Source organism: Ideonella sp., from assembly GCF_036277275.1.
Classification (GTDB): Bacteria; Pseudomonadota; Gammaproteobacteria; order Burkholderiales; family Burkholderiaceae_C; genus Ideonella.
Genome location: NZ_DASUNH010000172.1, coordinates 1 through 23,970, shown reverse-complemented (window position 1 = coordinate 23,970; position 23,970 = coordinate 1). Strand labels below are relative to the sequence as shown.

Genomic DNA, 23,970 nt, shown 5'->3' with positions numbered 1-23,970 from the left:
GCGTTGAGAACGGCCAGATACAAGCGCCGGCGATCAGGGCAGCAGTTTGCGCAATTTGCCCAGGCAGCGCGAGCGGGTCGGGCCGATGCTGCCCACAGGCAGGTTCAGGCGCCGGCTCACCTCGTCGTAGCCCAGCCGGTCATCGTCGTCGCGAAAGACCAGCAGCAGCAACTCGCGGCAGCGTTCGTCGAGCCGGTCCAGCCCCAGGCGCAGGCGGTGCAGCTGCTGCAGCTCGTCCAGTTGCTGTTCGGCCCCCGGGTTGTCGTCGGCGATGTCCCATTCTTCGGTGCCCTGGCTGTCGTCGCCCTCATCGGCCCGGGTCATCGAGACCTGACGCTGCCCGTGCCGGCGTGCCGCGAGACCTTCACGCTTGGCGGTGGTCACGATCCAGGCCTGCAGGCGCTCGGGTTCGCGCAGGCTGGGCAGGTGCCGCACGAGTTTCTCGAACACGGCCTGGAAGACATCGGCCGCGACATGCTCGTCCAGCCCCATGCGGGTGACGATCGCATAGACCAGGCGCTGGTAGCGCGCCACCAGCAGTGGCCAGGCGCCGGCATCGCCGTCGCGGCAGCGGCGCGCCAGTGTGGCGTCGTCGGCGTGGTCGTCGGAAGCGTCGGCCATTCATCCCTTGCATTGGCCGGACGATTGTGAGCCGTCACGGCGTGCCCGCGTTCGCCTGGGGTTGACATGGGTCAAATGCGACGCGGGGGGGCGACGCCGGCCGAAGGATCAGCCGGCGCCGGATGGACGTGCCTGCCTGAGCGCTACCAGACGCACTCGTCGATGCGCAGCGCGGCCACGACCGCCGAACCCGCCGTGCTGGTGCGGCTCAGCGTGACCTCGACGTAGTAGACCTCGTTGACGAAGTCGTTGATCCACTGGTTGTTCGGCGTACACGAGATCTGTGTCTGGTAAGCGGCGGACGCGGGGAAGCTGTTGCTGTCCAGCGTGGCGAGCACGCGGCCGTTGCCGTTGGTGGTGTTGTAGGCCCGGAGCACCGCGTAGACCCGCGTGGTGGCGCCGCTGTCGAGGAAGCGCATCTGCAGGTACGGCGTGAAGATGTAGCTCTTGTCGAAGACGGCGGTGACGTTGTAGCGGATCGTCGCGCTCATCGACGCCTGCGTGGCCTTCAGCGTCGCATAGGGCAAGTTCATCGTGATCTTGCCCGGTGTGAGGTCGGTGGCCAGCGCGTCTTCATCCGGTGTGCCGGTCGATCCGGCGCTGGTCCAGGGGTAGGCGTGCGCGGCCGGCAGCAGCCCGATCGAGAACATGGTCGCGACAAGGGCGCGTTGAAGCGATGACAGCTTGCGGCTCATGGTGGTGGTTCCTCGTGGACCGGGTCGAATGGATCGGCCGGCGGCCGGAGCCGCCGCGGACCCGGTGCACGGCGGCTCACCTCCAAAGACGGAAAAGGGCGGGCGCAGGAGGCCATCCACCGTCCCCAAACGGTGGGATGACAACGCGGGGGAAATCTGTCGCCTCAGGCGCCGGAGGCGTCGAACAGGTCACCACCGCGTTGCGGTGGTGCGATGCCGAGATGCCGGTAGGCCATCAGCGTGGCCACGCGCCCACGCGGCGTGCGCTGCAGGTAGCCCTGCTGGATCAGGTAGGGCTCGATGACGTCTTCGATCGTGCCGGGCTCTTCGCCGATCGCCGCGGCCACGTTGTCCAGCCCGACCGGGCCGCCGTCGAAACGGTGCACCACGGCTTCGAGCAGCTTGCGGTCCATCACGTCGAAGCCGACCGGATCGACATCGAGCATCTTCAGCGCGAGGTCGGCGATGGTCTTGTCGATGCGCCCGCTGCCCTTGACGTCGGCGTAGTCGCGCACGCGGCGCAGCAGCCGGTTGGCGACGCGCGGTGTGCCACGTGAGCGGCGCGCGATCTCCAGCGCGCCGGCCGGGTCGATCGGTGCGTTCAACAAACCGGCCGATCGCGTGACGATGCGCGTCAGCTCTTCAGGCGTGTAGAACTCGAGCCGCGCGACGATGCCGAAGCGGTCGCGCAGCGGGTTGGTCAGCATGCCGGCCCGGGTGGTGGCGCCGACGAGCGTGAAGGGCTGCAGGTCGAGTTTGATCGAACGCGCGGCGGGGCCTTCGCCGATCATGATGTCGATCTGGTAGTCCTCGAGCGCGGGGTAGAGGATTTCTTCGACGACCGGCGAGAGGCGGTGGATCTCGTCGATGAAGAGCACATCGTTGCGCTCGAGGTTGGTCAGGATCGCCGCCAGGTCCTTCGGCTTCTCGAGCACCGGGCCGCTGGTCTGGCGCAGGCTGACGCCGAGCTCGTTGGCGATGATGTGGCTCAGTGTCGTCTTGCCCAGGCCTGGCGGGCCGAACAGCAGCACGTGGTCCAGCGCCTCGCTGCGTTTCTTGGCCGCGCCGATGAAGATCTCCAGCTGCTCACGTGCCTTGGCCTGGCCCACGTACTCGGCCAGGCCCTTGGGCCGCAGCGCGCGTTCGAGCGCTTCTTCCTGCGGCGAGGCGGCGCTGGCGGTGACCACGCGGGTGGCCGCGCGCTCGGGCAAGCCGAAGTCATCGGTCTGGATGGACATACAGCCATTATCGCGGCTGTGGCGCCGCCCGACAGAGGGTCGCCCCTACAATCCGGCCCGCCGTGCAGACCCTCAGACGCCACCAAATCCGGCTGTGCTGGATCGCCTTCGTCGCGATCTTCGCGCTGGCATTGGTGCCGACCGTGTCGCGCTGGCTGGCTGCCGCGCAAGGTGGCTCGGCCTGGGCCGAGATCTGCACGCCGCAGGGCCCGAAGCCGCGGGCTGTGGGCACGGACGAACAGCCGACGCCAAGCGCGGCGCTCCACCTGGACCATTGCGCCTTTTGCGGGCTGGCTGGCCAGGGCCTCGCGCCCGCGCCGATGGGGGCTGCGCCGCTGCGGGCCCTGCCGCTCGCCGAGCCGCCCCCGCCGTTCCTGAACGCGCCATGTCCGCTGTTCGCGTGGGCTGCAGCGCAAGCACGCGCACCCCCTTTTCGTCTCGCCTGAACCGGCGCGACCGGCGCTGCTTGAGCGCAGCCCCGGCGCCCGATGATCTGTCCACGCCTTGATGCAGGAGCCCGTTAACCAACAGGTCAACGGCATCCGGCGGGGTATCGCGAACCCGCCGGGACTCTTGCCTTCTGAACCAGGTTCGGAACCCCTTTCGAGAAAGATGTCGATGAAACTCTCCCTGATCCCCTTGTGCGCCATGGTGTCGCTGGTCTCGCTGGCTGGCCCGGCGCTGGCCGCCACGACGGTCAACGACGCCTGGGCCCGCGGCACCGTGGCTGGCCAGTCCAGCTCGGGCGCCTTCATGCAGCTCACGTCGTCGCACGGCGGCCGCCTGGTCGGCGTCTCTTCACCGCTGGCCGGCATGGCCGAGGTCCACGAGATGAAGATGGAAGGGGGCGTGATGAAGATGAACGCCGTGCCCTTCATCGAGCTGCCGGCTGGCAAGGCCGTCGAGCTGAAGCCCGGCGGCTACCACGTGATGCTGATGGGCCTGAAGCAGCAGCTCAAGGGTGGCGAGACCTTGCCGCTGACCTTGACCATCGAGGGCAGCGACGGCAAGAAGGAGACGCTGGAGCTGAAGCTGCCGATCAAGGCTCTGGGGCAGTGAGGCACTGAAGGGCGCGGCGGCGGGTGCCTGCCGGGACGGTCTGGATCAGGCCAGCGACTTCAGCGCGAGCTTGATGCCGTCGCTGACGCCGACATCGGGCGGCAGCTTCTTCAGCGCTGCCGCGGCGTCCTTTTCGTTGTAGCCCAGTGCCATCAGCGCCTGCACGATGTCGGCCTGCGCGTCGGTGGTCACCTGTGCCGCCGGCGCGCCGAGGTCCGGCCCGAGCTTGCCCTTGAGCTCGAGCAGCAGGCGTTCGGCGGTCTTCTTGCCGATGCCTGGCACCTTCTGCAGCCGCGCGCCTTCTTGCCGCGAGATCGCGGCCGACAGCTCGGCCACCGACAGCCCGGACAGGATCGCCAGCGCGGTGCGCGGGCCCACCCCGGAGATCTTGATCAGCTCGCGGAAGGTGCTGCGCTCCGACGCGGTCTGAAAGCCGTACAGCAGGTGCGCGTCCTCGCGCACCACGAGGTGCGTCAGCAACGTGACGCGTTCACCCAACCCCGGCAGGTTGTAGAAGGTGCTCATCGGCACATCGACTTCGTAGCCGACGCCGTTGACATCCACAAGCACCAGCGGCGGGGATTTTTCCGCGAGCAAACCCGAGAGGCGGCCGATCATGGCGCGGGATTATCGTTTGGTCGACAATCCCCGGCTTTCGCGTCTACAGCACGAGCCTGGCTTGATCCTCCGCCATACCTTCTCCCCGCTCGACAACACCCGCCTGTCGCACCTGTGCGGCGCGGTGGACGAGCACTTGCGCGCGATCGAGGCGGTGCTGCCGGTGGCGATCACCCGGCGCCAGGGCGCATTCAAGATCGACGGCTCGAAGCGTGACGCCGAGCGCACGCTGGCGCTGCTCGAATCGCTGTACGAACGGGCCAAGAAACCGATCCATGCCGAGACCCTGCAACTGGCATTGGACGACCTGCGCCGCAACCCGGCCAAGGCCCCCGTGGTTCCTGGTGAAGACGGCGAGATCGTGCTGCACACGCGCCGTGCCGACCTGGTCGGCCGCACGCCAAACCAGGTGCAGTACCTGCGCCAGATCCTGTCGCACGACATCACCTTCGGCATCGGCCCGGCCGGCACCGGCAAGACCTTTCTCGCCGTGGCCTGCGCGGTCGATGCGCTGGAGCGCAGCGGTGTGCAGCGCATCGTGCTGACGCGGCCGGCGGTCGAGGCGGGTGAACGGCTGGGCTTCCTGCCGGGCGACCTGACCCAAAAAGTCGATCCCTACCTGCGCCCGCTGTACGACGCGCTGTACGACCTGATGGGCTTCGATCGTGTCACCAAGGCCTTCGAGAAGGGGTTGCTCGAAGTGGCGCCGCTGGCCTTCATGCGTGGCCGCACGCTGAACCATTCGTTCGTGATTCTCGACGAGGCGCAGAACACGACGCCCGAGCAGATGAAGATGTTCCTGACCCGCATCGGCTTCGGCTCGAAGGCGGTGGTCAATGGCGACATCAGCCAGATCGACCTGCCGCGCGGCATGCCCAGCGGGCTGGTCGACGCGGCCGAGGTGCTCAAGCGTGTGAAGGGCATCGCGATGACCCGTTTCAACTCGACCGACGTCGTGCGCCACCCGCTGGTGGCCCGCATCGTCGAGGCCTATGAAGCGCACCAGGGCCCGCGCGACGGTGCGCATGGGGCGGGAACATGAGCCGTGTCGCCAAACCCACGCTGAGCCTGAGCCTGCAATTCGCCGACCCGCGCCACCGCGAGCACCTGCCGCGCCACCGCGTGGCGCGCTGGGTGCGCTCGGCGCTTGAGGCGCCGGGCGAGATCACCGTGCGCATCGTCGACGAAGACGAGGGCCGCCAACTCAACCACGAGTTTCGCGGCAAGGACTACGCGACCAACGTGCTGACCTTCGACTACACGCAAGAGCCGGTGGTCAGCGCCGACCTGATCCTGTGTGCGCCGGTGGTGGCGCGCGAAGCACGCGAGTTGCGCGTCCCGATCGCCGACCACTACGCCCACCTGCTCGTGCACGGTACCCTGCACGCCCAGGGCTGGGACCACGAGACCAGCGACGCAGACGCCGAGGAAATGGAAGCCCGCGAGACCGAAATCCTGCTCGGCCTGGGCTTGAAGGACCCCTATCGTCAGCGACGTCGTTGACATCGAGGCGCTCCGTCAGGAGCCGCCGCCCTTCAAATGGCGTGCGCGATCCGGCTTGGCCGGTCGCTGCGCGAGTCCCCTTGGGGACCGTGGGGCACGCTATGGCCTCACGTGCGTCCCGAGATACCGCTTGCGCCAGAAGAAGGCGCCCAGGCCGATGCCCACCGAGGCCATGATGGCGAGGGCGATCCAGAAGCCGGTGCGCGCATGCGTCAGCGGCAAGGCGTCGAAGTTCATGCCGAAGATCCCGGTGATCAGGTTCAGCGGCAGGAAGATCGCGGTCAGCACGGTCAGCGTGCGCATGATGTCGTTGGTGCGGTGGCTCAGCGCAGAGAAGTGCATCTGAACCGCGGCCTCGGCCGACGACTCCAGCCGCCGCACATGGGTCAGCACGCGTTCGATGTGCTCCAGCACGTCGCGTGAACGCACGCGCAACAGCTCACGCTCGCGCTTGGCGCTCGCGTCGGCCTCGGATGGCCATTCGTCGAGCGCGTCGATCCATTCCTGCATCGCCGCGCGCTGGTCCTCGCAGGTGTCTTCCAGCATGTGCAGCGCATTGCGGCTGCCCAGCAGCACCTGCCAGTCGTGGAAGTGGCCCTTGGGGTTCAGCAGCTCGGTCTGCAGCGTCGTCAGCTGGCGCGTCAGCAGGCGGCGCAGGTCGAGGTAGCTGTCGACCATGTGGTTGACCATGCGCAGCATCAGGTCCGCCGGGCCGGATGGCAGCCGCCCCGCGCCGCGCAGGTCGCTTTCGGCGGCCTGTTGTGTCAGCCGCTGGGCGAAGAACTCGCGCACCATGCAGTCGGTCGGGTGGATCGTCAACAGCACTCGGTCGAACAAGGCAAAGCCGACCGGGCTGGTGTCGATCGCATCGAGTGCCTTCTGCGCCGACGCCAGCGTGCCATGGCTGTCATCGACGAACAAGCTCTTGCCGCTCGGCGTGGTGGCCAGGCGGCGGAACACCAGCATGTCGTACCAGGACGTGTCCTCGAAGTGCGACGGCAGTTGATTGTTCAGCAGGTCGCTGACATGCAGGTCGACCAGCGCGGCGCCGGTCCAGCGCTGCAACGCGGCCTGGACCTCGGTGCGCTGCACCTCGAATTCACGCCGGCCGCTGCCGACCCAGATGAAGCCCTGCGGCGGCAGCGCCGCGGGCAGCTCGTCCAGCTCGTGGAAGTTGTCGGCCGTGATGTGGAAGATGCGCATCGCGGCTCTTCGTGAAGGGACCGTCAAGCCGATTTCAGCAGCCGTGCTGCGTCGAGTGCGAAGTAGCTCAGCACGCCGTCCGCACCGGCGCGCTTGAACGCAAGCAGCGATTCCATCATCACCGCGTCGTGGTCCAGCCAGCCGTTGGCAGCGGCGGCTTTGACCATCGCGTACTCGCCGCTGACCTGGTAGGCGAAGGTCGGCATGCGGAACTCGTCCTTCACGCGGCGCACGATGTCCAAATACGGCATTCCCGGCTTGACCATCACCATGTCGGCGCCTTCGGCGATGTCCAGCGCCACCTCGCGCAGCGCCTCGTCGCTGTTGGCGGGATCCATCTGGTAGGTCTTCTTGTCGCTCTTGCCCAGGTTCTTGGCCGAGCCGACGGCGTCGCGGAACGGGCCGTAGAAGGCACTCGCGTACTTCGCGCTGTAGGCCATGATCTTCGTGTGGATGTGGCCCTTGGCCTCCAGCGCCGAGCGGATCGCGCCGATGCGGCCGTCCATCATGTCCGACGGTGCCACGATGTCGACACCCGCCTCGGCCTGCACCAGCGCCTGCTCGCGCAGCATTGCCACGGTGTCGTCGTTGACGATGTAGCCGTTGGCGTCGAGCAGGCCGTCCTGGCCATGGCTGGTGAACGGATCGAGCGCCACGTCGGTCAGCAGGCCGAGCTCGGGGAAGCGTGACTTGAGCGCCCGCACCGCGCGCGGCACCAGGCCGTCGGGCCGGGTGGCTTCGCGGCCGTCGGGCGTCTTCAGGCTCGGGTCGATGACCGGGAACAGCGCCATCACCGGCACGCCGAGCGTCAGGCAGGCTTCGGCCTGCGCGAACAGACGGTCCACGCTCAGGCGCTGCACGCCTGGCATGCTGGCCACGTCTTCGACGCGGTCCTCGCCGTCCAGCATGAACACCGGGTAGATCAGATCGGCGGCCGTGAGAACGTTTTCTCGCACCAGCGCACGGCTGAAGGCATCACGGCGCAGGCGGCGTGGGCGGCTGGCAGGGTAGGCAGGCAGCATGAATGAGGGACAGCAAAGAAAAGTGTTGCGGCGGGGCTGATACACCCCCGTCCAAGAGGCGTGCAGCCCTGTGAACGGAGGCTGCCGGGTGCCAAAAATTGTGGCGGACGCCTATGGTACAGAGCCGCCCTGCGGTGTTAAAGTTGTTCTTGAGCGATGCCCGTGAGGGTGTTTCTCCCTGCTTTTCCTCCCTGAGCAGGTGCCTTTACGTGATGACAGCGTCAAGGCTTTTCAGCCCCGGCCCCTGGTCGGGGCTCTTTCTTTTTGTGCACCGCCATAATCGGTCGCATGACTGGTTTGTACCTCTGGATCAAGGCCCTGCACATCGTCTTCGTGGCGAGCTGGTTTGCGGGCCTGTTCTACCTGCCGCGATTTTTCGTCAACCTGGCCAGCGTGCCGGGCGACAGCCACGCCGAGCGCGAGCGCCTGCTGCTGATGGCGCGCCGCCTGTACCGATTCGCGACGATCTTGATGATCCCGGCGCTGCTGCTGGGGCTGTGGCTGTGGCTCGGTTTCGATGCCTGGCGCGGCCCGGGCCAGGGCTGGCTGCATGCCAAGCTGGTGCTGGTGCTGGCGGTGATGGGCTACCACCACGCCTGCCTGTCACTGCTGCGCAAGTTCGAACAGCTCAAGAACCGCCGCAGCGAGCGCTGGTTCCGGGTGTTCAACGAGGTGTCAGTGCTGATGTTCGCGCTGATCGTCGTGCTCGTGGTGGTCAAGCCGTTCTGACGCAGGAGCGTCGCGGTGCCAGCCTCGAACGGCGCGCGGCGTCACCACAGCTCGGCCTTGCCACTGGCCTGGCTGGCGGTCAGTGTCGTGGCCTATGCCAGCCTGTATCCGTTCACCGGCTGGCGCTGGCCAGCGGACCTGTCGGCGTGGGACTTGTTCGTGTTGCCGCTGCCGCCGTGGCGCTACAAGTTCGACATCTGGGCCAACTACCTGGGCTACATCCCGATCGCGGCGTTGGTGCATGCGGCCGGCGTGCGGGGTGGCCGGCGGTCCGCCCCATGCTGGCTGTTCGCGGTGACGGTGATTTCGCTGCTGTCGTTCGTGATGGAGCTGACGCAGCAGTTCCTGCCATTGCGGTTCCCGTCGCGGCTCGACTGGGCGCTCAACACCGCTGGTGCGGTGGCCGGCGCCACGCTGTCGGCGCTGGCGTTGCGCCTGGGCTGGGTCGACCGTTGGCAACAGGCACGCGACCGTTGGTTCATCCGCCGCAGCGGCGGTGCATTGGCGCTGCTGCTGGCCTGGCCGCTGGGGCTGCTGTTCCCGACCCCGATGCCGTTGGGGCTGGGACCCAGCTGGGCCCGGCTGCAGGACGGGCTGATGGACCTGCTGGTCGACGTGCGAGGCGCCGAAGACCTGCTGGCGTGGCTGGAGGCCTCGCCACCGCCCGTGGGTCAGCCATCCGCGTTGCCGGAGGCGCTGGGCATCGCGCTGGGCCTGCTGGGGCCGTGCCTGCTGGCCTTTGTCGTCACCCGGCCGGGCTGGCGCCGGATGGCGATGGCGCTGGGCGCTGCGGTACTCGGTTTGACCACGACCACGTTGTCGGCCGCGCTGAACTTTGGTCCGGTGCATGCGCTGGCTTGGCTGACGCCGGTGGTCGCGCCGGCATGTGCGCTGGGGCTGCTGCTGGCAGCGCTGCTGGTGCGGGCGCCGGGCAGTCTGGCGGCGGTGCTCGGCGTGGCCACGCTGTCGGCCAGCCTGATGCTGGTCGCGCAAGCGCCGTCCGACCCCTATTTCGCGCTGAGCCTGCAGGGCTGGGAACAGGGCCGCTTCATCCATTTCCACGGCCTGGCGCAGTGGCTGGGCTGGCTCTGGCCGGTGGCGGCGCTGCTGTGGCTGGCCGCGCACCTCGGCTCGCGCGATGCGACCGGCGGCGCATGACCCCGCGTGGCGCGTGGGCCCCGGCGGTGCGCACGAAGCCGACTTTTACAATTCAGCGATGAGCTACTACAAGCACCACGTCTTCTTCTGCCTGAACCAGCGCGACAACGGCGAAGCCAGTTGCATGCAGCATGCCGCGCAGGAGGGGTTCGCGCACTGCAAGGCGCAGGTGAAGGCGGCGGGGCTGGCCGGGCCCGGCGGCGTGCGTGTCAACAAGGCCGGCTGCCTGGACCGGTGCGCCGGCGGGCCGGTCGCGGTGGTCTACCCCGAAGGGGTCTGGTACACCTACGTCGACGAGCACGACATCGACGAGATCGTCGAATCGCACCTGAAGAACGGCCAGCCGGTCGAGCGCTTGCTGCTGCCGCCGAACGTCGGCCGTTGAACCGGGCCACGTCGACCGCATGAACAGCAACACCCTGCGGCAGAGCATCCCCGGGCCGGCTGGCGCGATCGAGATCGCGATCGACCTGCCGCCGGCCGACACGCCGGTGCGCGGCGTGGCGGTGATCTGCCACCCGCACCCGCAGCACGGCGGGACGATGGACAACAAGGTCGCCCAGATGCTGGCGCGCACCTTCGTCCAACTGGGCTACCGCGCCGTGCGCTTCAACTTTCGCGGCACCGGCGCGTCCGAAGGCCACTGGGACGAAGGCCGCGGCGAGATCGACGATGCGCTGGCCGTGATCGCCGCGCAGCGCGAGCCCGCGCTGCCCTTGGCACTTGGCGGCTTCTCGTTCGGTGCTTACGTCACGTCACAAGCCGCCAAACGCCTGGCCGACACTGGTGCGCCGGCCGAGCGGCTGGTGCTGGTGGGGCCGGCGACGCAGAACTTCGAGGTCGCGCCGGTGCCGGCCGACACCATCGTCGTGCACGGCGAGGTCGACGACGTGGTGCCGCTGACCGCGACGCTGAACTGGGCCCGCCCGCAGCACCTGCCGGTGATCGTGATGCCTGGCGTCGGGCACTTCTTCCACGGCCAACTGACGCTGTTGAAATCCATCATCGTCCGCAACTGGCACCGGTGAACCCCGGCGCCGCGGGCGACTCCCTTCCTACATCTCGTTCCCTGTGACCGTTTCGATGACCCGCTTCCTCCGTTCCCTTTGCCTCGCCGCCGCGGCTGCCGCCTTCAGCCTGCATGCCGCCGCGCAGGCGCCGCAGCCGCCCGAGATCGCCGCCCGCGGCTATCTGCTGATCGACATGACGGCCAACCAGGTGCTGGCCGAGCGCAATGCCGACGCACCGGCCGAGCCCGCATCGCTGACCAAGCTGATGACGGCCTACCTGACCTTCGTCGCGCTGCGCGACAAGAAGCTGACGTTGGAGCAACGGCTGCCAGTGTCCGAGCGCGCGTGGGCAGAGCGCAAGGGCGGCGGTTCGTTGATGTTCATCGACCCGAAGATGACGCCGACGGTGGATGAGCTGCTGCGCGGCACGATCATCGTCTCAGGCAACGATTCGTCGGTGGCGCTGGCCGAAGGCGTCGGCGGCTCGGTCGACAACTTCGTCGCGATGATGAACCGCCAGGCGCAGGCCTGGGGCCTGAAGAACACCTCGTTCAAGAACGTGACCGGCCTGACCGAGCCGGGCCACTCGAGCACCGCACGCGACCTGGCGGTGATCGCGCAGCACATCATCCTGGACTTCCCGGATCGATATCCCTACTACTCGATCAAGGAATACAGCTTCAACAATATCCGGCAGGACAACCGCAACCTGCTGCTGCGCCGCGACCCAAGCGTCGACGGCATGAAGACGGGCTTCACCGACGCGGCCGGCTACTGCCTGGTCTCGTCGGCTCAGCGCGATTTCCCGAATGGCAAACGGCGCTTGCTGTCGGTCGTGATGGGCACGGACTCGATGCAGGCCCGCGCCAACGAGAGCCAGAAGCTGCTGAACTGGGGCTACACCGCGTTCGATGCGGTGCGCCTGTTCGACAACAGCAAGCCGGTGACCACGGTGCCGGTGTGGAAAGGCCAGGTCAACGAGGCCAGGCTGGTCGGCGAAGGCCCGCTGTTCGTGGCCGTGCCGCGCGGCGAAGGCGACAAGCTGAAGACGACGATCGAACGCACCGACCCGCTGGTTGCCCCGCTGACCAAGGGCCAACGCGTCGGCACGCTGAAGGTGACCACGGCAGGCGGCGCGCCGGTGGCGGCGCTGCCGCTGGTGGTGGCCGAAGAGGTGCCCCAGGCCGGCATTTGGGGCCGTGCCTGGGATGCCATTCGCCTGTGGATCAAGTAATCTCCGCAGGTGTGCGGGAAATCCCGCATCGCTGGTTCCTGCACTGGTCCCGCCCCTGGAGGTCCTGATGAGCGCCCTGCCTGACACCTTGTGCGATCTGAACGGTGAGCTGCTGCCGCTGTCGCAGGCGAAGGTCAGCGTGCTCGACCGCGGCTTCATCTTCGGCGATGGCCTCTACGAGGCGATCCCGGTCTATGGCCGCCGGTTGTTTCGCTTCGACGACCACATGGCACGCCTGGCGCGCAACCTGGACAAGCTGCGCATCGCGCCGCCGCCGGGGCTGCGCAGCCCGGCTGACTGGTTGGAGCGCGTCCGGCGCGTGATCGCCGCTCAGCCGGCGGAAGACCAGATGCTCTACATCCAGATCACCCGTGGCGTCGCGATGCGTGATCATGCGATGCCGACCGACATCGCGCCGACGGTGTTCATCATGAGCAATCCGTACAAGCCGGTGCCGGCCGAAGCGCGCCACCAGGGTGTGGCGTGCGTGAGTGCGCGCGACTTCCGCTGGGAGCGTGGCGACATCAAGGCGACCTCGTTGCTGGGCAACGTGCTGGCGCGCCAGATAGCGGTGGACCAAGGCGCGGCCGAGACCATCCTGTTCCGCGAAGGCGCGCATGGCGGGCCGTGGTTGACCGAGGGCTCGTCCAGCAATGTCTGGGTCGTGCACGAGGGCGCGCTGCTGGGCCCGCCGATGAACGAGCATGTGCTCGAGGGCATCCGTGTTGCGCTGCTGCGCGAGCTGTGCGAGGAAGAGGGCATTGCCTACAACCTGCGCCCGATCAGCGAGGCCGACGTGCGCGCCGCCGACGAGTTGCTGCTCAGCTCTTCCGGCCGCGAGGTGCTGGCCGTCACCAAGCTCGATGGCGATCTCGTCGGCCATGGCGCGTTGCGCGGCAAACCGGGCCCCGTCTACGGCCGGCTGTACGAGGCCTACCAGCGGGCCAAGCGGGAGCAGTCGATCTGAGTGAGTGGCCTGGCCGCAGGGTTGAAGGTAGACAAGGTGCCCCAACGTTCCTGTCGCCCGAGCCCGCCATTTGAGTCCGATTCGAGATGCCCGAGATCCCACCCGAACAATCGTTGATCGAATACCCGAGCGCCTTCCCGATCAAGGTGATGGGTGCGCACGTCGAAGGGTTCGTCGACGCCGTGGTGGCGGTCGCGCTGCATTTCGATCCGGGCTTCGATGCGAGCACCGTCGAGACGCGCCCCAGCAAGGCCGGCAACTACCTGGGCGTGACAATCACCGTGACGGCGACCAGCCGGGAACAGCTCGACGAGCTGTACCGCACCTTGTCGACCCATCCGATGGTCAAAGTCGTGCTGTAACCACGTGGGGTCACTGCGCGGTGAGCCGCGCGTCGATGTCCTTGAGCTTGGCCGGTGCCGCTTCGTCACCCTGTCGCGCGGCGGCGGCGTACCAGTAGCGCGCCAGCCGCAGGTCGGCTGAGACACCATCGCCCTTCTCGTACATCGAGCCGAGGATGTACTGGGCGCCGACATCGCCGCCGTTGGCCGCCTGGCGGTACCAATGCACCGCCTGCGCAGCGTCCACCGGCGTGCCCCGGCCCATGAAATAGGCCGTGCCGGCAGCGACCTGGGCGTCGACGCTGCCGGACAGCGCGGCGCGTTCGTACCACGCCAGCGCCTGCGGCAGATCCGGCGCACCGAGCCGGCCGCTTTCGTACAACTCGCCCAGGGCGAGTTGCGCGGTGACGAAACCCTGACCGGCCGCCTGCATCAGCAACTCGCGGGCCCGGGCGACGCTGGCGTTGGGCAATTCGCCGCGCAGGTGCATCACGGCCAGGTTGTGGGCCGCGGCTGGTTCGCCCGCCGCCACGAGTGCAGTGAAGCGCAACTCGGCGCCTTCGTGGTCGCCCCGTTGGTACATCACGACCGCTTCGCCAAGGGCCGCATGTCGCTCGGCCGGGTTCATCTCGTCCGCGGCCGCAGGGCCGGTCAGAACGGTGGCTGCCAACAGCAACCCGATCGAAAACTTGCTCATCGCTCTACTTCCTGGCTGGCCCGGATCCCACCATACGCCGAAGGGCCGGCCACGCTGGGGGCCGGGGCAATGCCCGGGCCTGGCCGACAATTCGCCCATGTACGACACGCTTCGCGCGCCGCGCCTGCAGTTCCTGGGTCGGCAGCCCTACGACAAAACTTACGACGCGATGCGTCGCTTCACCGCCGAGCGGCAGCGCGACACGCCAGATGAGCTGTGGATCGTCGAGCACCCGGCGGTGTTCACCCAAGGCATCGCCGGCAAGCCTGAGCACCTGCTGGCGACAGGCGACATCCCGGTCGTGCCCAGCAACCGGGGCGGCCAAGTCACGTTTCATGGCCCCGGCCAAGTGGTGGCCTACCCGCTGATCGACCTGAAGCGGCTCGGGATCTACATCAAGGAATACGTCTTCCGGCTCGAGGCGGCGGTGATCCAGACGCTCGACGCCTGGGGCGTGATCGGCTTTCGGGTCACGGGGGCGCCGGGCATCTACGTCAACCTGGCCGACCCGCTGCAGGCCGGCTTGCCGGCGGGGCCGCGACAGGACCCGTTCGATGGGCTGGGCAAGATTGCGGCGCTGGGCGTCAAAGTGAGCAACCACTGCACCTATCACGGTGTCGCATTGAACGTGGCCATGAATCTGGAGCCTTTCGAGCGCATCAATCCGTGCGGCTACGCAGGCCTGCGGACGGTCGACCTCGTTACACTGGGCATCCGTGCAAACCCTGAAGTTGTCGCGCGCCAGTTGGCCGAGCGGCTGTCCGTGCACCTGAGCCGCTGAACTGGATCCCATGGCCACGCTGAACACCACCCACGAAGCCAAGACCGGCGCCGACTACGACGCCAACGCCAAGCAGAAGGCTCAGGCCAAGACGGCGCGCATCCCGATCAAGATCGTGCCGGCCGAGGTGCTGAAGAAGCCGGACTGGATCCGTGTGCGCGCCGGCTCGCCGACGACCCGTTTCTACGAGATCAAGCAGATCCTGCGCGAGCACAAGCTGCACACGGTTTGCGAAGAAGCCTCGTGCCCGAACATCGGCGAGTGCTTCGGCAAGGGCACGGCGACCTTCATGATCATGGGCGACAAGTGCACGCGCCGCTGCCCGTTCTGCGACGTCGGCCACGGCCGGCCCGACCCGCTGGACGCCGAGGAGCCGATCAACCTGGCCAAGACGATCGCCGCGCTGAAACTGAAGTACGTGGTGATCACCAGCGTCGACCGCGACGACCTGCGCGACGGCGGCGCCGGCCATTTCGTCGATTGCATCCGCCAGGTGCGCGAGCTGTCGCCGGCGACCCAGATCGAGATCCTGACGCCCGACTTCCGCGGCCGCATGGACCGCGCGCTGGACATCCTGAAGGCCGCGCCGCCGGACGTAATGAACCACAACCTCGAGACCGCACCGCGTCTGTACAAGGAAGCGCGCCCGGGCTCCGACTACCAGTTCAGCCTGAACCTGCTCAAGCGCTTCAAGGACGCGGTGCCCCACGTGCCGACCAAGAGCGGCCTGATGGTTGGCCTGGGCGAGACCGACGAAGAGATCCTCGACGTGATGCGCGACATGCGCGCGCACGGTGTCGACATGTTGACCATCGGCCAGTACCTGGCGCCCTCGGGCCACCACCTGCCGGTGCGCCGCTACGTGCACCCGGACACCTTCAAGATGTACGAGGCCGAGGCGCAGAAGATGGGCTTCAGCCACGCCGCCGTCGGCGCGATGGTGCGTTCGAGTTACCACGCCGACCAGCAGGCGCATGAGGCCGGCGTCACCGGCGCGGTTGCCGCCAGCGCTTGACCCTCAACGCCTGAGCCGACGCTCGGCTCTGTACTGGTGAGATTGGTGAGATGGGCGCATCGCGCCCGTTGGGGCTCAGGCTTCCTTGAGCAGGTCTTCGATCAGGCCGTGCAGCGCGGCGAAGTCTGGCGCACCCACGTACTTCTTGACGATGCCGCCCTTCTTGTCGAGCAAGAAGGTGGTGGGTGTCAGCCGCACTTCGCCGAACGCCTTGGCCACGGCGCCGGTGTTGTCGATCGCCACGCCGAAAGGCAGCTTTCGCTGTTCGGCAAAGCTGGCCACGTAGGCTGGTGGGTCGTAGCTCATCGCGACCGCCAGCGTGTCGTAGCCACGGCCCTTGAACTTCTCGTGGGTGGAGACGATCTGCGGCATCTCGGCGACACAGGTCGTACAACTGGTGGCCCAGAAGTTGACCAACATTACCTTGCCTTGTTGGGCCTTGAGTTGGGCCGTGGTGCCGTTCAGCAGCGTGTACCCGACGTCGGGCGCGCGTTCGCGAGCCGAGCAGGCACTCAAGGCCAGCGAAGCCAGCGGGGCGGTTGCCACCAGACTCAGGGAGCGTGCAAGATGGCGGCGGCGTTCAAAGTCCATGGGAGATCAGGCGATGCAGCGCAGGCAGTTTACGACGGTGTCCGGCAGCTTGCTGTGGGCAGGCTTGGGGCTCAGCCCGGCGGTTCGCGCTGCGGTGGGCGGGTGGCTCAGCGAGGGGGACGCCTCGCTGGGCGTGAAGACCGCCCTTGAGCGCGGTGCCACTTCGGCGGTCAGCCTGCTGGGCCGCACGGACGGGTTCCTGAAGAACCCGAAGGTGATGATTCCGCTACCGGGTTTCATGAAAGACGCGGCGCAGATCCTGAAGTTCACCGGCCAGCAGAAAAAAGTCGACGAACTCGTCACCGCGATGAACCGGGCCGCCGAAGCTGCAGTGCCCGAGGCCCAGGTGCTGCTGCTCGATGCGGTGAAGACGCTGAGCGTGGCCGACGCAGTGAAGATCGTGCGTGGCAACGACACCTCGGTGACCCAGTACTTTTCCAGCAAGACCCGGGTGCCGCTGAGCGAGAAGTTCCTGCCGATCGTGACCGAGGCGACCGAAAAGGTGTCGCTGGCCGACAAATACAACGCCGTGGCCGGCAAGGCCAGTGGCTTGGGGCTGATGAAGAAGGAAGACGCGAATATCCAACTCTACGTCACGCGCAAGGCGTTGGACGGGCTGTACTGGATGATCGGCGAAGAGGAGAAGAAGATCCGCAAGGACCCGGTAGGCACCGGCAGCGAGATCCTCAGCAAGGTGTTTGGCCAAGGCTGAGTCGAGCCGAGGGCGGGGCGGCGGCCTGCCGCCCTTTCAGTCGGTCTACAGCGTGCGTGACAACTCGAAGATCAACGCCGACGGCAGCGAGGCCAGCACCGCCTCTCGGCCCAGCGTGGCGTGCTGGCGGTCACCTTCGTTGGACAGCGCAAAGGTGTTGCCCTCCTGCGCGATCTCGATGAACACGAAGTGCGGCACATCGACTTCGATGCTGCTGCGCAGACGGTCGAAGCGCTGGCCGGCCAGCGCCGATTCGTAGATCACCGCTTGCGGCAGCGCGTCGCGGCAGAACTCTTCGGCTTCGTCGACCGAGCTGACGAAGTCGACCACCAGGCCCATGTGGCGAGTGGCTTCGCGGATGTCCGAGCGCAGATCGCGCCGGCCTGCCAGCACCAGCACCTGGGCCCCGGCCAGCGGCTTGGAGTTGTCCGAGACACCAAAGCCCTGGTCGATCTCGATCGCGGTGACGCCTTCCATCTGGTCGGTCACCGTCTGCGGGAACTCGATCGTCACCGCGGCGATGCCTTCAGGGCCATCGACCCGTTCGAGCCCGAGCTTCAGGGCCCAGGCGATCTGTTGCACCAGGCGCCAGCTCATCGTGTCCAGCTGGTCGATCGGCGTGTCGCCGTCGGTGTGGGTGAACGCGTCGCCATTGACCTCGGCCGGCGGGCGATGGCTGAAGTGGCAGCTCAACCGCGCGTGGGGCGGCCAGGGCCGCAGGTCGATGCGGAATTCGAGGTTGGCCTGGGCGTGTTCCATCGTCCAGTCGACCAGCGCCTGCAGCAGCGCGTGCAGCAAGGTGGCGTCGACGATCACGTCGATCGGGCGCATGGCCTGCCGCACGTCGATGCCGCGGGCGCTGATCTCTCGACCGCGCTGCACCAGCACGTCGCGCGTCATCTGCGTCAGGCTCAAGGCTTCGGGAGACTGGCGGATGCGGCCCGATGCAAAGCGCGCCAATTGCTGGCCCATCATGCCGATGCGCCGGGCCAGCTCGATCTCGTCGCGCAGTGCCTTCAGGCCGGGGCGGTCGATCTTGCCGGTGGTGGCCAGCGCCGTCACTCGCTCCAGCGCACTCGACAGTGAGACACCGATTTCGCTGCCGATCTGGGCGATCAGCGCGCGGTAGTGTTCTTCCTGGCCCTCGGGCGGCCAGGTCGGATTCGCGGCACGCATGGTGGAAGGGAGTCTGTCTGGCGCGTTCATGGCAATGTGTTCGCCGATCACGGACCCTCCCTGGCGACCGGCGAGCCGGCCGAGAAATATTTGGCAGCGGAGAGCCCGATCGGTTCAACCGGGGCGTGATTTCCTGCCTTGAATGGTGTCTGTTTGTGACGGCTGGGTCCATCCCACGGTTGTCGGGGGGAAGGGCGCCGAGCTGCTGTCATTCGTGAATTTGTTCGCGCTTCAGTCGACCGTCAACAGCGTCGACAGCAAAGAAGCGAGCGCGTCGGGGGCCGAGATCATCGCGTCGTGGCCGGTTTGCAGGCTGTCGAGCCGCCAGCCCGGCTGGGTCTGGGCACGCTGCCGGCTGGCGGCAATGGTCGGCAAGGCGGGGGACTGGCAATCGATGAAATGCCGACGCAGGCCGGACCAGCGGGCGGCATTGAAGTGCAACGGCTCGTCATAGCAGGCGCCCGGATGCAGACTCTGGCGGCGCAGGACCCAGTCGCGGTCGGCGCCTTGCAAGCCGAAGGCCGACGGGTCTGGCGGCACCAGCCCGCCGTGCTCGGCGATCTGGGCCCGACGCTCGGCCTGGGTCGCAGCGGTGTGGGTGGAGGACCAGCTTTCGCCGCTTTCCGGCACCACGGCGTCAAGGTAGACCAGCGCGGCAAGTTGGGCGGCGCACCGGTCGGCGACGCCGGTGATGACCATCCCGGCATAGCTGTGGCCCACCACGACCGCTTGCTGCAGCTCTTCGGCTTCCAGGGTGGCGACCACGTCGTTGATGTGGTCGGTCAAGCCGATGTCGGGCCGAAACAGATGGCGCCGCGCGCCCAGGCCGGTCAGATCGACCGCGAAGACCCGGTGCCCTGCCTGCCATAGGCCGGGCAACAGCCTGCGCCAGCACCAGGCGCCGTGCCACGCTCCGTGGACCAGAACCACATCAGCCATCGGCATCCTCCTTGTCATTCAACAACTGCCCGCTGGCCTGGTGGCGTGACGGGTCGGCCGAGATAATGCGCCGAATGCACGCTGTCGCCACTTCTTTTTCTCTGCAGAACGCCTGGAACACCTTGCGGCGGGCGGCTTGGGCGAGGGGCGTGTCCACGGCGGGCGCAGCGGTTTGGCTGTTGGCCTGCTCACCGGCGTTGGACTGGCGCCAGGCGCAGATCGATGGGCCCGGCCTGGCCGCGATGTTTCCTTGTCGGCCCGTCGGCCAGAGCCGCCAGATCGAGTTGGCCGGCGCGGCGGTGACGATGAAGATGCAGGCCTGCGAGGCCGGGGGCGGTACGTTCGCGGTCAGTGTGGCGGACGTGAAGGACCCTGCCGCCGTCGGCCCGGCCCTGTCGGCGCTGCGAGATGCCAGCCTCGGCAAGCTGGCCAGCCCCACGGTGACGGCACCCCCCACCGGCTGGGGCCTGATCGGCGCAACGCCCCAACAGGCGGCAGGCCGCTGGCAACTGAACAGCCAGCGCCCCGACGGCTCGCCACTCAGCCTGGATACGGCGGTGTTCGCACGTGGCACCTGGGTGATCCAGGCCACTGTGATCGGAACCCGTGCCGACGAGCGCGCGAGCACCCCGTTCTTCGACGGGCTGCGCTTCGCGCCGTGAACCCGGGCGCATCGCCAATAATGACGCCATGGCCGGTTTGGTGATCGTTGCGCACGCCCCGTTGGCGACTGCCTTTCAGGCCGTCGCCCGACATGTGTTTGCCGAGCGCAGCGAGGCGCTGGTGATCGTGGACGTCTGGCCCGATTGGTCGGCGGAGACGGCGGAACAGGAAATCCGCACCGCGGTCACCCAGGCGGCATCCGGCGTGGTGGGGGGCGAGGTCTTGATCCTGGCCGACGTGTTCGGCGCGACGCCGTGCAACGCTGCCCAGCGGGTGGCCGATGGTGGCAGCGTGCGCCTGGTCGTGGGCCTGAACGTGCCGATGCTGTGGCGGGCGCTGGCCTATGCGCAGCAGCCGATCGACACCTTGGTCGAGCGCGCGCTCGTGGGCGGCTCGCAGGGGGTCATGCCGGCGTCGCCACAGAAACCGCAGGACCAGCCACTAAACTCGCAGCCGAATGATCCGACGCACCGTCACCATCAGCAATAAGCTGGGCCTGCACGCCCGCGCATCGGCCAAGCTCACCAAGCTGGCGGGCGGTTTTCAGTGCGAGGTGTTCATGAGCCGCAACAGCCGTCGTGTGAACGCCAAGAGCATCATGGGCGTCATGATGCTGGCTGCCGGTATGGGCAGCCAGGTCGAAATCGAGACCGAAGGCGCCGACGAGCAGCAGGCGATGGACGCCATCGTTGCACTGATCGACGACAAGTTCGGCGAAGGCCAGTAAAGGCAGCCTCCGGGCAGGCTGTCGCTCAGGCACCGAGGAAGTGCTTGCGGTAACGCGCAGGCAGGTCCGACAAGCGCAGGAGCAGCGGCAGGTCGGCCGTGTTGAAGTCAGGGTCCCAGGCGGGGGCTCCCAGCACCTTGGCGCCGCAGCGCAAATAGCCTTTGATCAGAGCTGGCGGTTCCACGTCCAGGCTTTGGTCGAGCTCGTCCACCGGCAGCGGCAGGCGCGGGCGAACTTGGTATTCCAGACCCGCGAGGTGGCTGGCTTGCAGCCGCACCCACAGGCTGGCCGCGGTATGGCCGCCATCGCGCATGCCGATGCTGGCGCATCCGACCATCGTGTCGAGCCTATTGCTGCTCATGAACTCCGCCAACGCGCCCCACAGCGCCAGGATCGCGCCGCCCGAGCGGAACTGTGGATGCACGCACGAGCGGCCCAGCTCGGCCATGCGGTCGCGCAGCGGACGCAGGCGGGTGAGGTCGAATTCAGTGTCGCTGTAGTAGCCGCCGGCGCGGCGCGCGGCGGCGGGTGTCAGCACCCGGTAGGTGCCGATCACCTGGGCCGGCGCGTCGTCGGTCGCCGGCGTACGCACCAGCAGGTGCTCGCAAAAGTCGTCGAACAGGTCAACGTCGTGACCGGCGGGGGCGCCGGGCGGCAGCGTCAGCCGGGCGCCCATCTCGCCGACGAACACCGCGTGCCGCAGGCGTTGCGCGGCGCGCACCTCGTCGGCGTGACGAGCCCAGCGCACTTCGAAGTCCGGCTCGCGGGACGGGGTGGGCATGGTCGGCGCAAGCGTGTCGGCCCCGGCGCGCCAGGTGGTGCCGACGTTGATGTCGCGCGAGGCCCGGCCTTCGCGCGCGCCGTGTGCGTCGCTCGGCATGGCGCGGCGGGCGCGGCCGAAGCGGAAGTCCATCAGGCTGAGCAGCGGCAGCGTGGGGTTCGGCAGTTCTTTCATGACAGCGTCTTTCCTTGGCGTTGGCGCAAATGCTCGGGCTTCGCGATGACCCGTGCATGACCGGCGGGTGACGCTGCTGTGACAGCGGCGAAGACCACCCACGCGCTGAAGGACCGGCTGCTACAGTGAAGCCATGAGCATCCAGGTCTTCGGTCAGCCCGTGTCGCGCGGCGTCGCGATCGGCCGCGCGGTGCTGGTCGCCTCCAGCCGGGTCGACGTGGCGCACTACTTCATCGACACCGACCAGGTCGAGGCCGAAGTGGCCCGCCTGCGCGACGCGCGCAACGAGGTGGCGGCCGAGCTGGGCGCGCTGAAAAGCGAAGTGCTCGAAGAAGCGCATGCCGAGCTGGTGGCGCTGCTGGATGTGCACCTGATGCTGTTGCACGATGAAATGCTGTCCGACGCCACCAAGCAATGGATCGTCGAGCGTCACTACAACGCCGAATGGGCGATGTCGGCCCAGCTGGAGGTGATCGCGCGCCAGTTCGACGAGATGGAGGACGAATACCTGCGCGAACGCAAGGCCGACCTCGAGCAGGTCGTGGAACGCGTGCTGAAGGCGCTGGCTCGGCAGACGGCGCCCAATGGCCAGGCGGCTGGAAGCGGCGCGCGAGACTTCGCTGGCGAGGATCCGCTGATCCTGGTGGCCAGCGACATTTCCCCAGCCGACATGCTGCAGTTCAAGCGCAGCGTGTTCACCGGTTTCGTCACCGATGTCGGCGGGCGGACTTCGCACACGGCGATCGTCGCCCGCAGCATGGACATTCCGGCCGTGGTGGGTGCGCGCGAGGCCAGCCGCATCGTGCGCCAGGACGACTGGATCATCATCGACGGCGACACGGGGGTGCTGATCGTCAACCCGTCGCCGATCGTGCTCGAGGAATACCGCTTCCGCCAACGCCAGATCGAGCTCGAACGGGCCAAGTTGAACCGGCTGCGGCACACGCCATCGGTCACGCTGGATGGTCAGGTGATCGAGCTGCTGGCCAACATCGAGCTGCCGTCAGACGCGGCGGCGGCGATCGAAGCCGGTGCTGTCGGCGTTGGCCTGTTCCGCAGCGAGTTCCTCTTCATGAATCGCAACGGGCAACTGCCCGACGAGAACGAGCAGTTCGAGGCCTACCGCGCAGTCGTCCAGGCGATGGCGGGCATGCCGGTCACGATCCGCACCGTCGACGTAGGCGCCGACAAGCCGCTGGACCGGATGTCGGCCCACGAGCTGCGTCATGAGCACTCATTGAATCCGGCGCTGGGCCTGCGGGCAATCCGCTGGAGCCTGGCCGAGCCGGAGATGTTCGGCCGGCAGCTGCGAGCGATCCTTCGCGCCAGCGCCTTCGGCAGGGTGCGTATCTTGGTGCCGATGGTGGCGCACATGAGCGAGGTGCAACAGGTTTTGCAGGCGGTGGACCGCGCCAAGGCACAGCTAAGTGCGGATGGCGTGGCTTACACCGAGGTCGAACTGGGCGCCATGATCGAGGTGCCAGCTGCTGCACTGATGATGCCAAGCCTGATGCGGCACTTCGATTTCGTCTCGATCGGGACCAACGACCTGATCCAGTACACGCTGGCCATCGACCGTGCGGACGAGGCGGTTGCTCACTTATACGACCCGTGGCACCCAGCGGTGCTGCAACTCGTCGAACGCACCATCGCCTGCGCCAATGAGGCCGGCAAGGGCGTCAGCGTCTGTGGCGAAATGGCAGGCGATTCGGCATTCACCGAGCTGCTGTTGGCGATGGGCTTGCGCAGCTTCTCCATGCACCCGGCGCAGGTGGCATCCATCAAGCAGCGCGTGTTGCGCGCCGACGTGCGGGCACTGCGGACGCAGATCGGCGCCGTATTGGCAGCAGACTCGCCGCAGGAAGCGTGCGTTGCGCTGTTGAAGTCGCGCCCGAACTGAGCAGGGCAGGCGGGCGATTCAACAAATTTCCGCAACGCCCTTGCAATGCAGTTTGAAAGACTGCTATAGTCGTGGGCTTCGCTGCTCGCAAACGCAGGCAGACGCTGACAAGCAAAAGGCTTCGGTCGATTCGCAAAATCAGCGGCCAAACCGAAAGGTGCGGCGAAAAGCGCGAAAGGTTGAGCGCTTGACAAGGTTTTAAAAACAAGTCAAAATCTTCCTTCTTTGCTGATCACTGATCTGCAACGAGTCGAAAGCAGAAGCCGACGACAAGTTCTTTAAAAACTAACAGCCGATAAGCGTGGGTGTTTGAAGGCGAGTGCTTGCTTGTTTACAAGCGAGTCGCAAGACTTTAAATGCTCATGGAAGTGAAGTTCACTTCAATTCTTTGAGCGAAATTCAAGATCGAACTGAAG

The 23,970-nt window shown here is 67.2% G+C and carries 30 protein-coding genes; 18 read left to right on the top strand and 12 right to left on the bottom strand.

Going from position 1 to position 23,970, the window contains the following annotated elements; translation table 11 throughout:
• Positions 1–33: 33 nt before the first annotated feature.
• From VFY73_RS29250 to ruvB, 3 genes are all read right to left on the bottom strand, one after another.
• Positions 34–621 (bottom strand): sigma-70 family RNA polymerase sigma factor, encoded by a 588-nt coding sequence (locus tag VFY73_RS29250; RefSeq protein ID WP_329725122.1) that lies wholly within the window; start codon positions 619–621, stop codon positions 34–36.
• Between the two features lie 143 nt (positions 622–764).
• Complete coding sequence (locus VFY73_RS29245) at positions 765–1,316, bottom strand: hypothetical protein (protein WP_329725121.1); 552 nt, start codon at positions 1,314–1,316, stop codon at positions 765–767.
• Positions 1,317–1,480: 164 nt separating this feature from the next.
• Positions 1,481–2,554 (bottom strand): Holliday junction branch migration DNA helicase RuvB, encoded by a 1,074-nt coding sequence (gene ruvB / locus VFY73_RS29240; protein WP_329725120.1) that lies wholly within the window; start codon positions 2,552–2,554, stop codon positions 1,481–1,483.
• 62 nt (positions 2,555–2,616) lie between these two features.
• On the opposite strand from ruvB, the gene VFY73_RS29235 reads away from it, so the two are divergent.
• Together VFY73_RS29235 and VFY73_RS29230 are read left to right on the top strand one after the other, a co-directional pair.
• A complete protein-coding gene (locus VFY73_RS29235; protein ID WP_329725119.1) occupies positions 2,617–3,000 on the top strand; it encodes a DUF2946 family protein in 384 nt (127 codons plus the stop codon).
• Between the two features lie 166 nt (positions 3,001–3,166).
• A complete protein-coding gene (locus tag VFY73_RS29230) occupies positions 3,167–3,613 on the top strand; it encodes a copper chaperone PCu(A)C (RefSeq protein ID WP_414654559.1) in 447 nt (148 codons plus the stop codon).
• Between the two features lie 45 nt (positions 3,614–3,658).
• Here VFY73_RS29230 and ruvA read toward each other — a convergent pair whose 3' ends face one another.
• Positions 3,659–4,231, bottom strand: coding sequence for a Holliday junction branch migration protein RuvA (ruvA, locus tag VFY73_RS29225; protein ID WP_329725117.1), 573 nt, complete (start codon positions 4,229–4,231; stop codon positions 3,659–3,661).
• A 61-nt stretch (positions 4,232–4,292) separates the two neighbouring features.
• On the opposite strand from ruvA, the gene VFY73_RS29220 reads away from it, so the two are divergent.
• Together VFY73_RS29220 and ybeY are read left to right on the top strand one after the other, a co-directional pair.
• Complete coding sequence (locus VFY73_RS29220; RefSeq protein ID WP_329725116.1) at positions 4,293–5,273, top strand: PhoH family protein; 981 nt, start codon at positions 4,293–4,295, stop codon at positions 5,271–5,273.
• A complete protein-coding gene (gene ybeY / locus VFY73_RS29215; protein ID WP_329725115.1) occupies positions 5,270–5,734 on the top strand; it encodes an rRNA maturation RNase YbeY in 465 nt (154 codons plus the stop codon). The genes VFY73_RS29220 and ybeY overlap by 4 nt, the downstream gene beginning before the upstream one ends.
• A 99-nt stretch (positions 5,735–5,833) precedes the next feature.
• Here ybeY and VFY73_RS29210 read toward each other — a convergent pair whose 3' ends face one another.
• Both VFY73_RS29210 and hemB read right to left on the bottom strand, forming a co-directional pair.
• Complete coding sequence (locus tag VFY73_RS29210) at positions 5,834–6,937, bottom strand: magnesium transporter CorA family protein (RefSeq protein ID WP_329725114.1); 1,104 nt, start codon at positions 6,935–6,937, stop codon at positions 5,834–5,836.
• Positions 6,938–6,960: 23 nt separating this feature from the next.
• The gene (gene hemB, locus VFY73_RS29205) at positions 6,961–7,959 is read right to left on the bottom strand and encodes a porphobilinogen synthase (RefSeq protein WP_329725113.1); all 999 of its coding nucleotides are present in this window, start codon (positions 7,957–7,959) and stop codon (positions 6,961–6,963) included.
• A gap of 288 nt (positions 7,960–8,247) precedes the next feature.
• Between hemB and VFY73_RS29200 the strand changes: the two genes are divergently transcribed.
• The 7 genes from VFY73_RS29200 to VFY73_RS29170 all read left to right on the top strand — a co-directional run bounded on the left by VFY73_RS29200 (position 8,248) and on the right by VFY73_RS29170 (position 13,419).
• Positions 8,248–8,688: a CopD family protein gene (locus VFY73_RS29200; protein ID WP_329725112.1), complete on the top strand. Its 441-nt coding sequence runs from the start codon at positions 8,248–8,250 to the stop codon at positions 8,686–8,688.
• 15 nt (positions 8,689–8,703) lie between these two features.
• The gene (locus VFY73_RS29195; protein WP_329725111.1) at positions 8,704–9,846 is read left to right on the top strand and encodes a VanZ family protein; all 1,143 of its coding nucleotides are present in this window, start codon (positions 8,704–8,706) and stop codon (positions 9,844–9,846) included.
• Positions 9,847–9,904: 58 nt separating this feature from the next.
• Entirely contained in the window at positions 9,905–10,231 is a 327-nt protein-coding gene (locus tag VFY73_RS29190) for a (2Fe-2S) ferredoxin domain-containing protein (protein WP_329725110.1), read from the top strand.
• Between the two features lie 19 nt (positions 10,232–10,250).
• The gene (locus VFY73_RS29185; protein ID WP_329725109.1) at positions 10,251–10,874 is read left to right on the top strand and encodes an alpha/beta hydrolase; all 624 of its coding nucleotides are present in this window, start codon (positions 10,251–10,253) and stop codon (positions 10,872–10,874) included.
• 55 nt (positions 10,875–10,929) lie between these two features.
• Entirely contained in the window at positions 10,930–12,090 is a 1,161-nt protein-coding gene (locus tag VFY73_RS29180; protein WP_329725108.1) for a D-alanyl-D-alanine carboxypeptidase family protein, read from the top strand.
• Between the two features lie 67 nt (positions 12,091–12,157).
• Positions 12,158–13,057 carry an aminotransferase class IV gene (locus VFY73_RS29175; RefSeq protein WP_329725107.1) on the top strand — a complete coding sequence of 300 codons (900 nt, stop codon included), beginning with the start codon at positions 12,158–12,160 and terminating at the stop codon, positions 13,055–13,057.
• An 86-nt stretch (positions 13,058–13,143) separates the two neighbouring features.
• A complete protein-coding gene (locus tag VFY73_RS29170; protein WP_329725106.1) occupies positions 13,144–13,419 on the top strand; it encodes a YbeD family protein in 276 nt (91 codons plus the stop codon).
• A 10-nt stretch (positions 13,420–13,429) separates the two neighbouring features.
• Here VFY73_RS29170 and VFY73_RS29165 read toward each other — a convergent pair whose 3' ends face one another.
• Positions 13,430–14,095 (bottom strand): tetratricopeptide repeat protein, encoded by a 666-nt coding sequence (locus tag VFY73_RS29165; protein WP_329725105.1) that lies wholly within the window; start codon positions 14,093–14,095, stop codon positions 13,430–13,432.
• A 97-nt stretch (positions 14,096–14,192) separates the two neighbouring features.
• On the opposite strand from VFY73_RS29165, the gene lipB reads away from it, so the two are divergent.
• The gene (lipB, locus tag VFY73_RS29160; protein WP_329725104.1) at positions 14,193–14,876 is read left to right on the top strand and encodes a lipoyl(octanoyl) transferase LipB; all 684 of its coding nucleotides are present in this window, start codon (positions 14,193–14,195) and stop codon (positions 14,874–14,876) included.
• Between the two features lie 10 nt (positions 14,877–14,886).
• Positions 14,887–15,891 carry a lipoyl synthase gene (gene lipA, locus VFY73_RS29155; RefSeq protein WP_329725103.1) on the top strand — a complete coding sequence of 335 codons (1,005 nt, stop codon included), beginning with the start codon at positions 14,887–14,889 and terminating at the stop codon, positions 15,889–15,891.
• Between the two features lie 75 nt (positions 15,892–15,966).
• Here the strand turns inward: lipA and VFY73_RS29150 are convergent, their stop codons facing one another.
• Positions 15,967–16,482 (bottom strand): TlpA disulfide reductase family protein, encoded by a 516-nt coding sequence (locus VFY73_RS29150; protein WP_329725102.1) that lies wholly within the window; start codon positions 16,480–16,482, stop codon positions 15,967–15,969.
• Between the two features lie 13 nt (positions 16,483–16,495).
• Here VFY73_RS29150 and VFY73_RS29145 point away from each other — a divergent pair, with 13 nt between their 5' ends.
• Positions 16,496–17,194, top strand: coding sequence for a DUF4197 domain-containing protein (locus tag VFY73_RS29145; protein WP_329725101.1), 699 nt, complete (start codon positions 16,496–16,498; stop codon positions 17,192–17,194).
• 45 nt (positions 17,195–17,239) lie between these two features.
• On the opposite strand, the gene VFY73_RS29140 is transcribed toward VFY73_RS29145, so the two are convergent.
• The 3 genes from VFY73_RS29140 to VFY73_RS29130 all read right to left on the bottom strand — a co-directional run bounded on the left by VFY73_RS29140 (position 17,240) and on the right by VFY73_RS29130 (position 19,466).
• Positions 17,240–18,370, bottom strand: coding sequence for a hypothetical protein (locus tag VFY73_RS29140; RefSeq protein WP_329725100.1), 1,131 nt, complete (start codon positions 18,368–18,370; stop codon positions 17,240–17,242).
• A 231-nt stretch (positions 18,371–18,601) separates the two neighbouring features.
• The gene (locus tag VFY73_RS29135; protein WP_329725099.1) at positions 18,602–19,309 is read right to left on the bottom strand and encodes an alpha/beta hydrolase; all 708 of its coding nucleotides are present in this window, start codon (positions 19,307–19,309) and stop codon (positions 18,602–18,604) included.
• On the bottom strand, positions 19,302–19,466 hold the full coding sequence (locus tag VFY73_RS29130) for a hypothetical protein (RefSeq protein WP_329725098.1): 165 nt from the start codon (positions 19,464–19,466) through the stop codon (positions 19,302–19,304). The genes VFY73_RS29135 and VFY73_RS29130 overlap by 8 nt, the downstream gene beginning before the upstream one ends.
• On the opposite strand from VFY73_RS29130, the gene VFY73_RS29125 reads away from it, so the two are divergent.
• Genes VFY73_RS29125 through VFY73_RS29115 form a run of 3 tightly spaced genes read left to right on the top strand, consistent with a single transcriptional unit; the run spans position 19,459 to position 20,699 of the window.
• On the top strand, positions 19,459–19,971 hold the full coding sequence (locus tag VFY73_RS29125; RefSeq protein ID WP_329725097.1) for a hypothetical protein: 513 nt from the start codon (positions 19,459–19,461) through the stop codon (positions 19,969–19,971). The two genes, VFY73_RS29130 and VFY73_RS29125, sit on opposite strands and share 8 nt — an antisense overlap.
• Positions 19,972–19,999: 28 nt before the next feature.
• The gene (locus VFY73_RS29120) at positions 20,000–20,461 is read left to right on the top strand and encodes a PTS fructose transporter subunit IIA (protein WP_329725096.1); all 462 of its coding nucleotides are present in this window, start codon (positions 20,000–20,002) and stop codon (positions 20,459–20,461) included.
• On the top strand, positions 20,430–20,699 hold the full coding sequence (locus tag VFY73_RS29115) for an HPr family phosphocarrier protein (protein WP_329725095.1): 270 nt from the start codon (positions 20,430–20,432) through the stop codon (positions 20,697–20,699). The genes VFY73_RS29120 and VFY73_RS29115 overlap by 32 nt, the downstream gene beginning before the upstream one ends.
• Positions 20,700–20,724: 25 nt before the next feature.
• Here the strand turns inward: VFY73_RS29115 and VFY73_RS29110 are convergent, their stop codons facing one another.
• Positions 20,725–21,480 (bottom strand): GNAT family N-acetyltransferase, encoded by a 756-nt coding sequence (locus VFY73_RS29110; protein WP_414654564.1) that lies wholly within the window; start codon positions 21,478–21,480, stop codon positions 20,725–20,727.
• Between the two features lie 307 nt (positions 21,481–21,787).
• On the opposite strand from VFY73_RS29110, the gene ptsP reads away from it, so the two are divergent.
• Positions 21,788–23,554, top strand: coding sequence for a phosphoenolpyruvate--protein phosphotransferase (ptsP, locus tag VFY73_RS29105; RefSeq protein ID WP_329725093.1), 1,767 nt, complete (start codon positions 21,788–21,790; stop codon positions 23,552–23,554).
• The last annotated feature ends 416 nt before the right edge of the window (positions 23,555–23,970 follow it).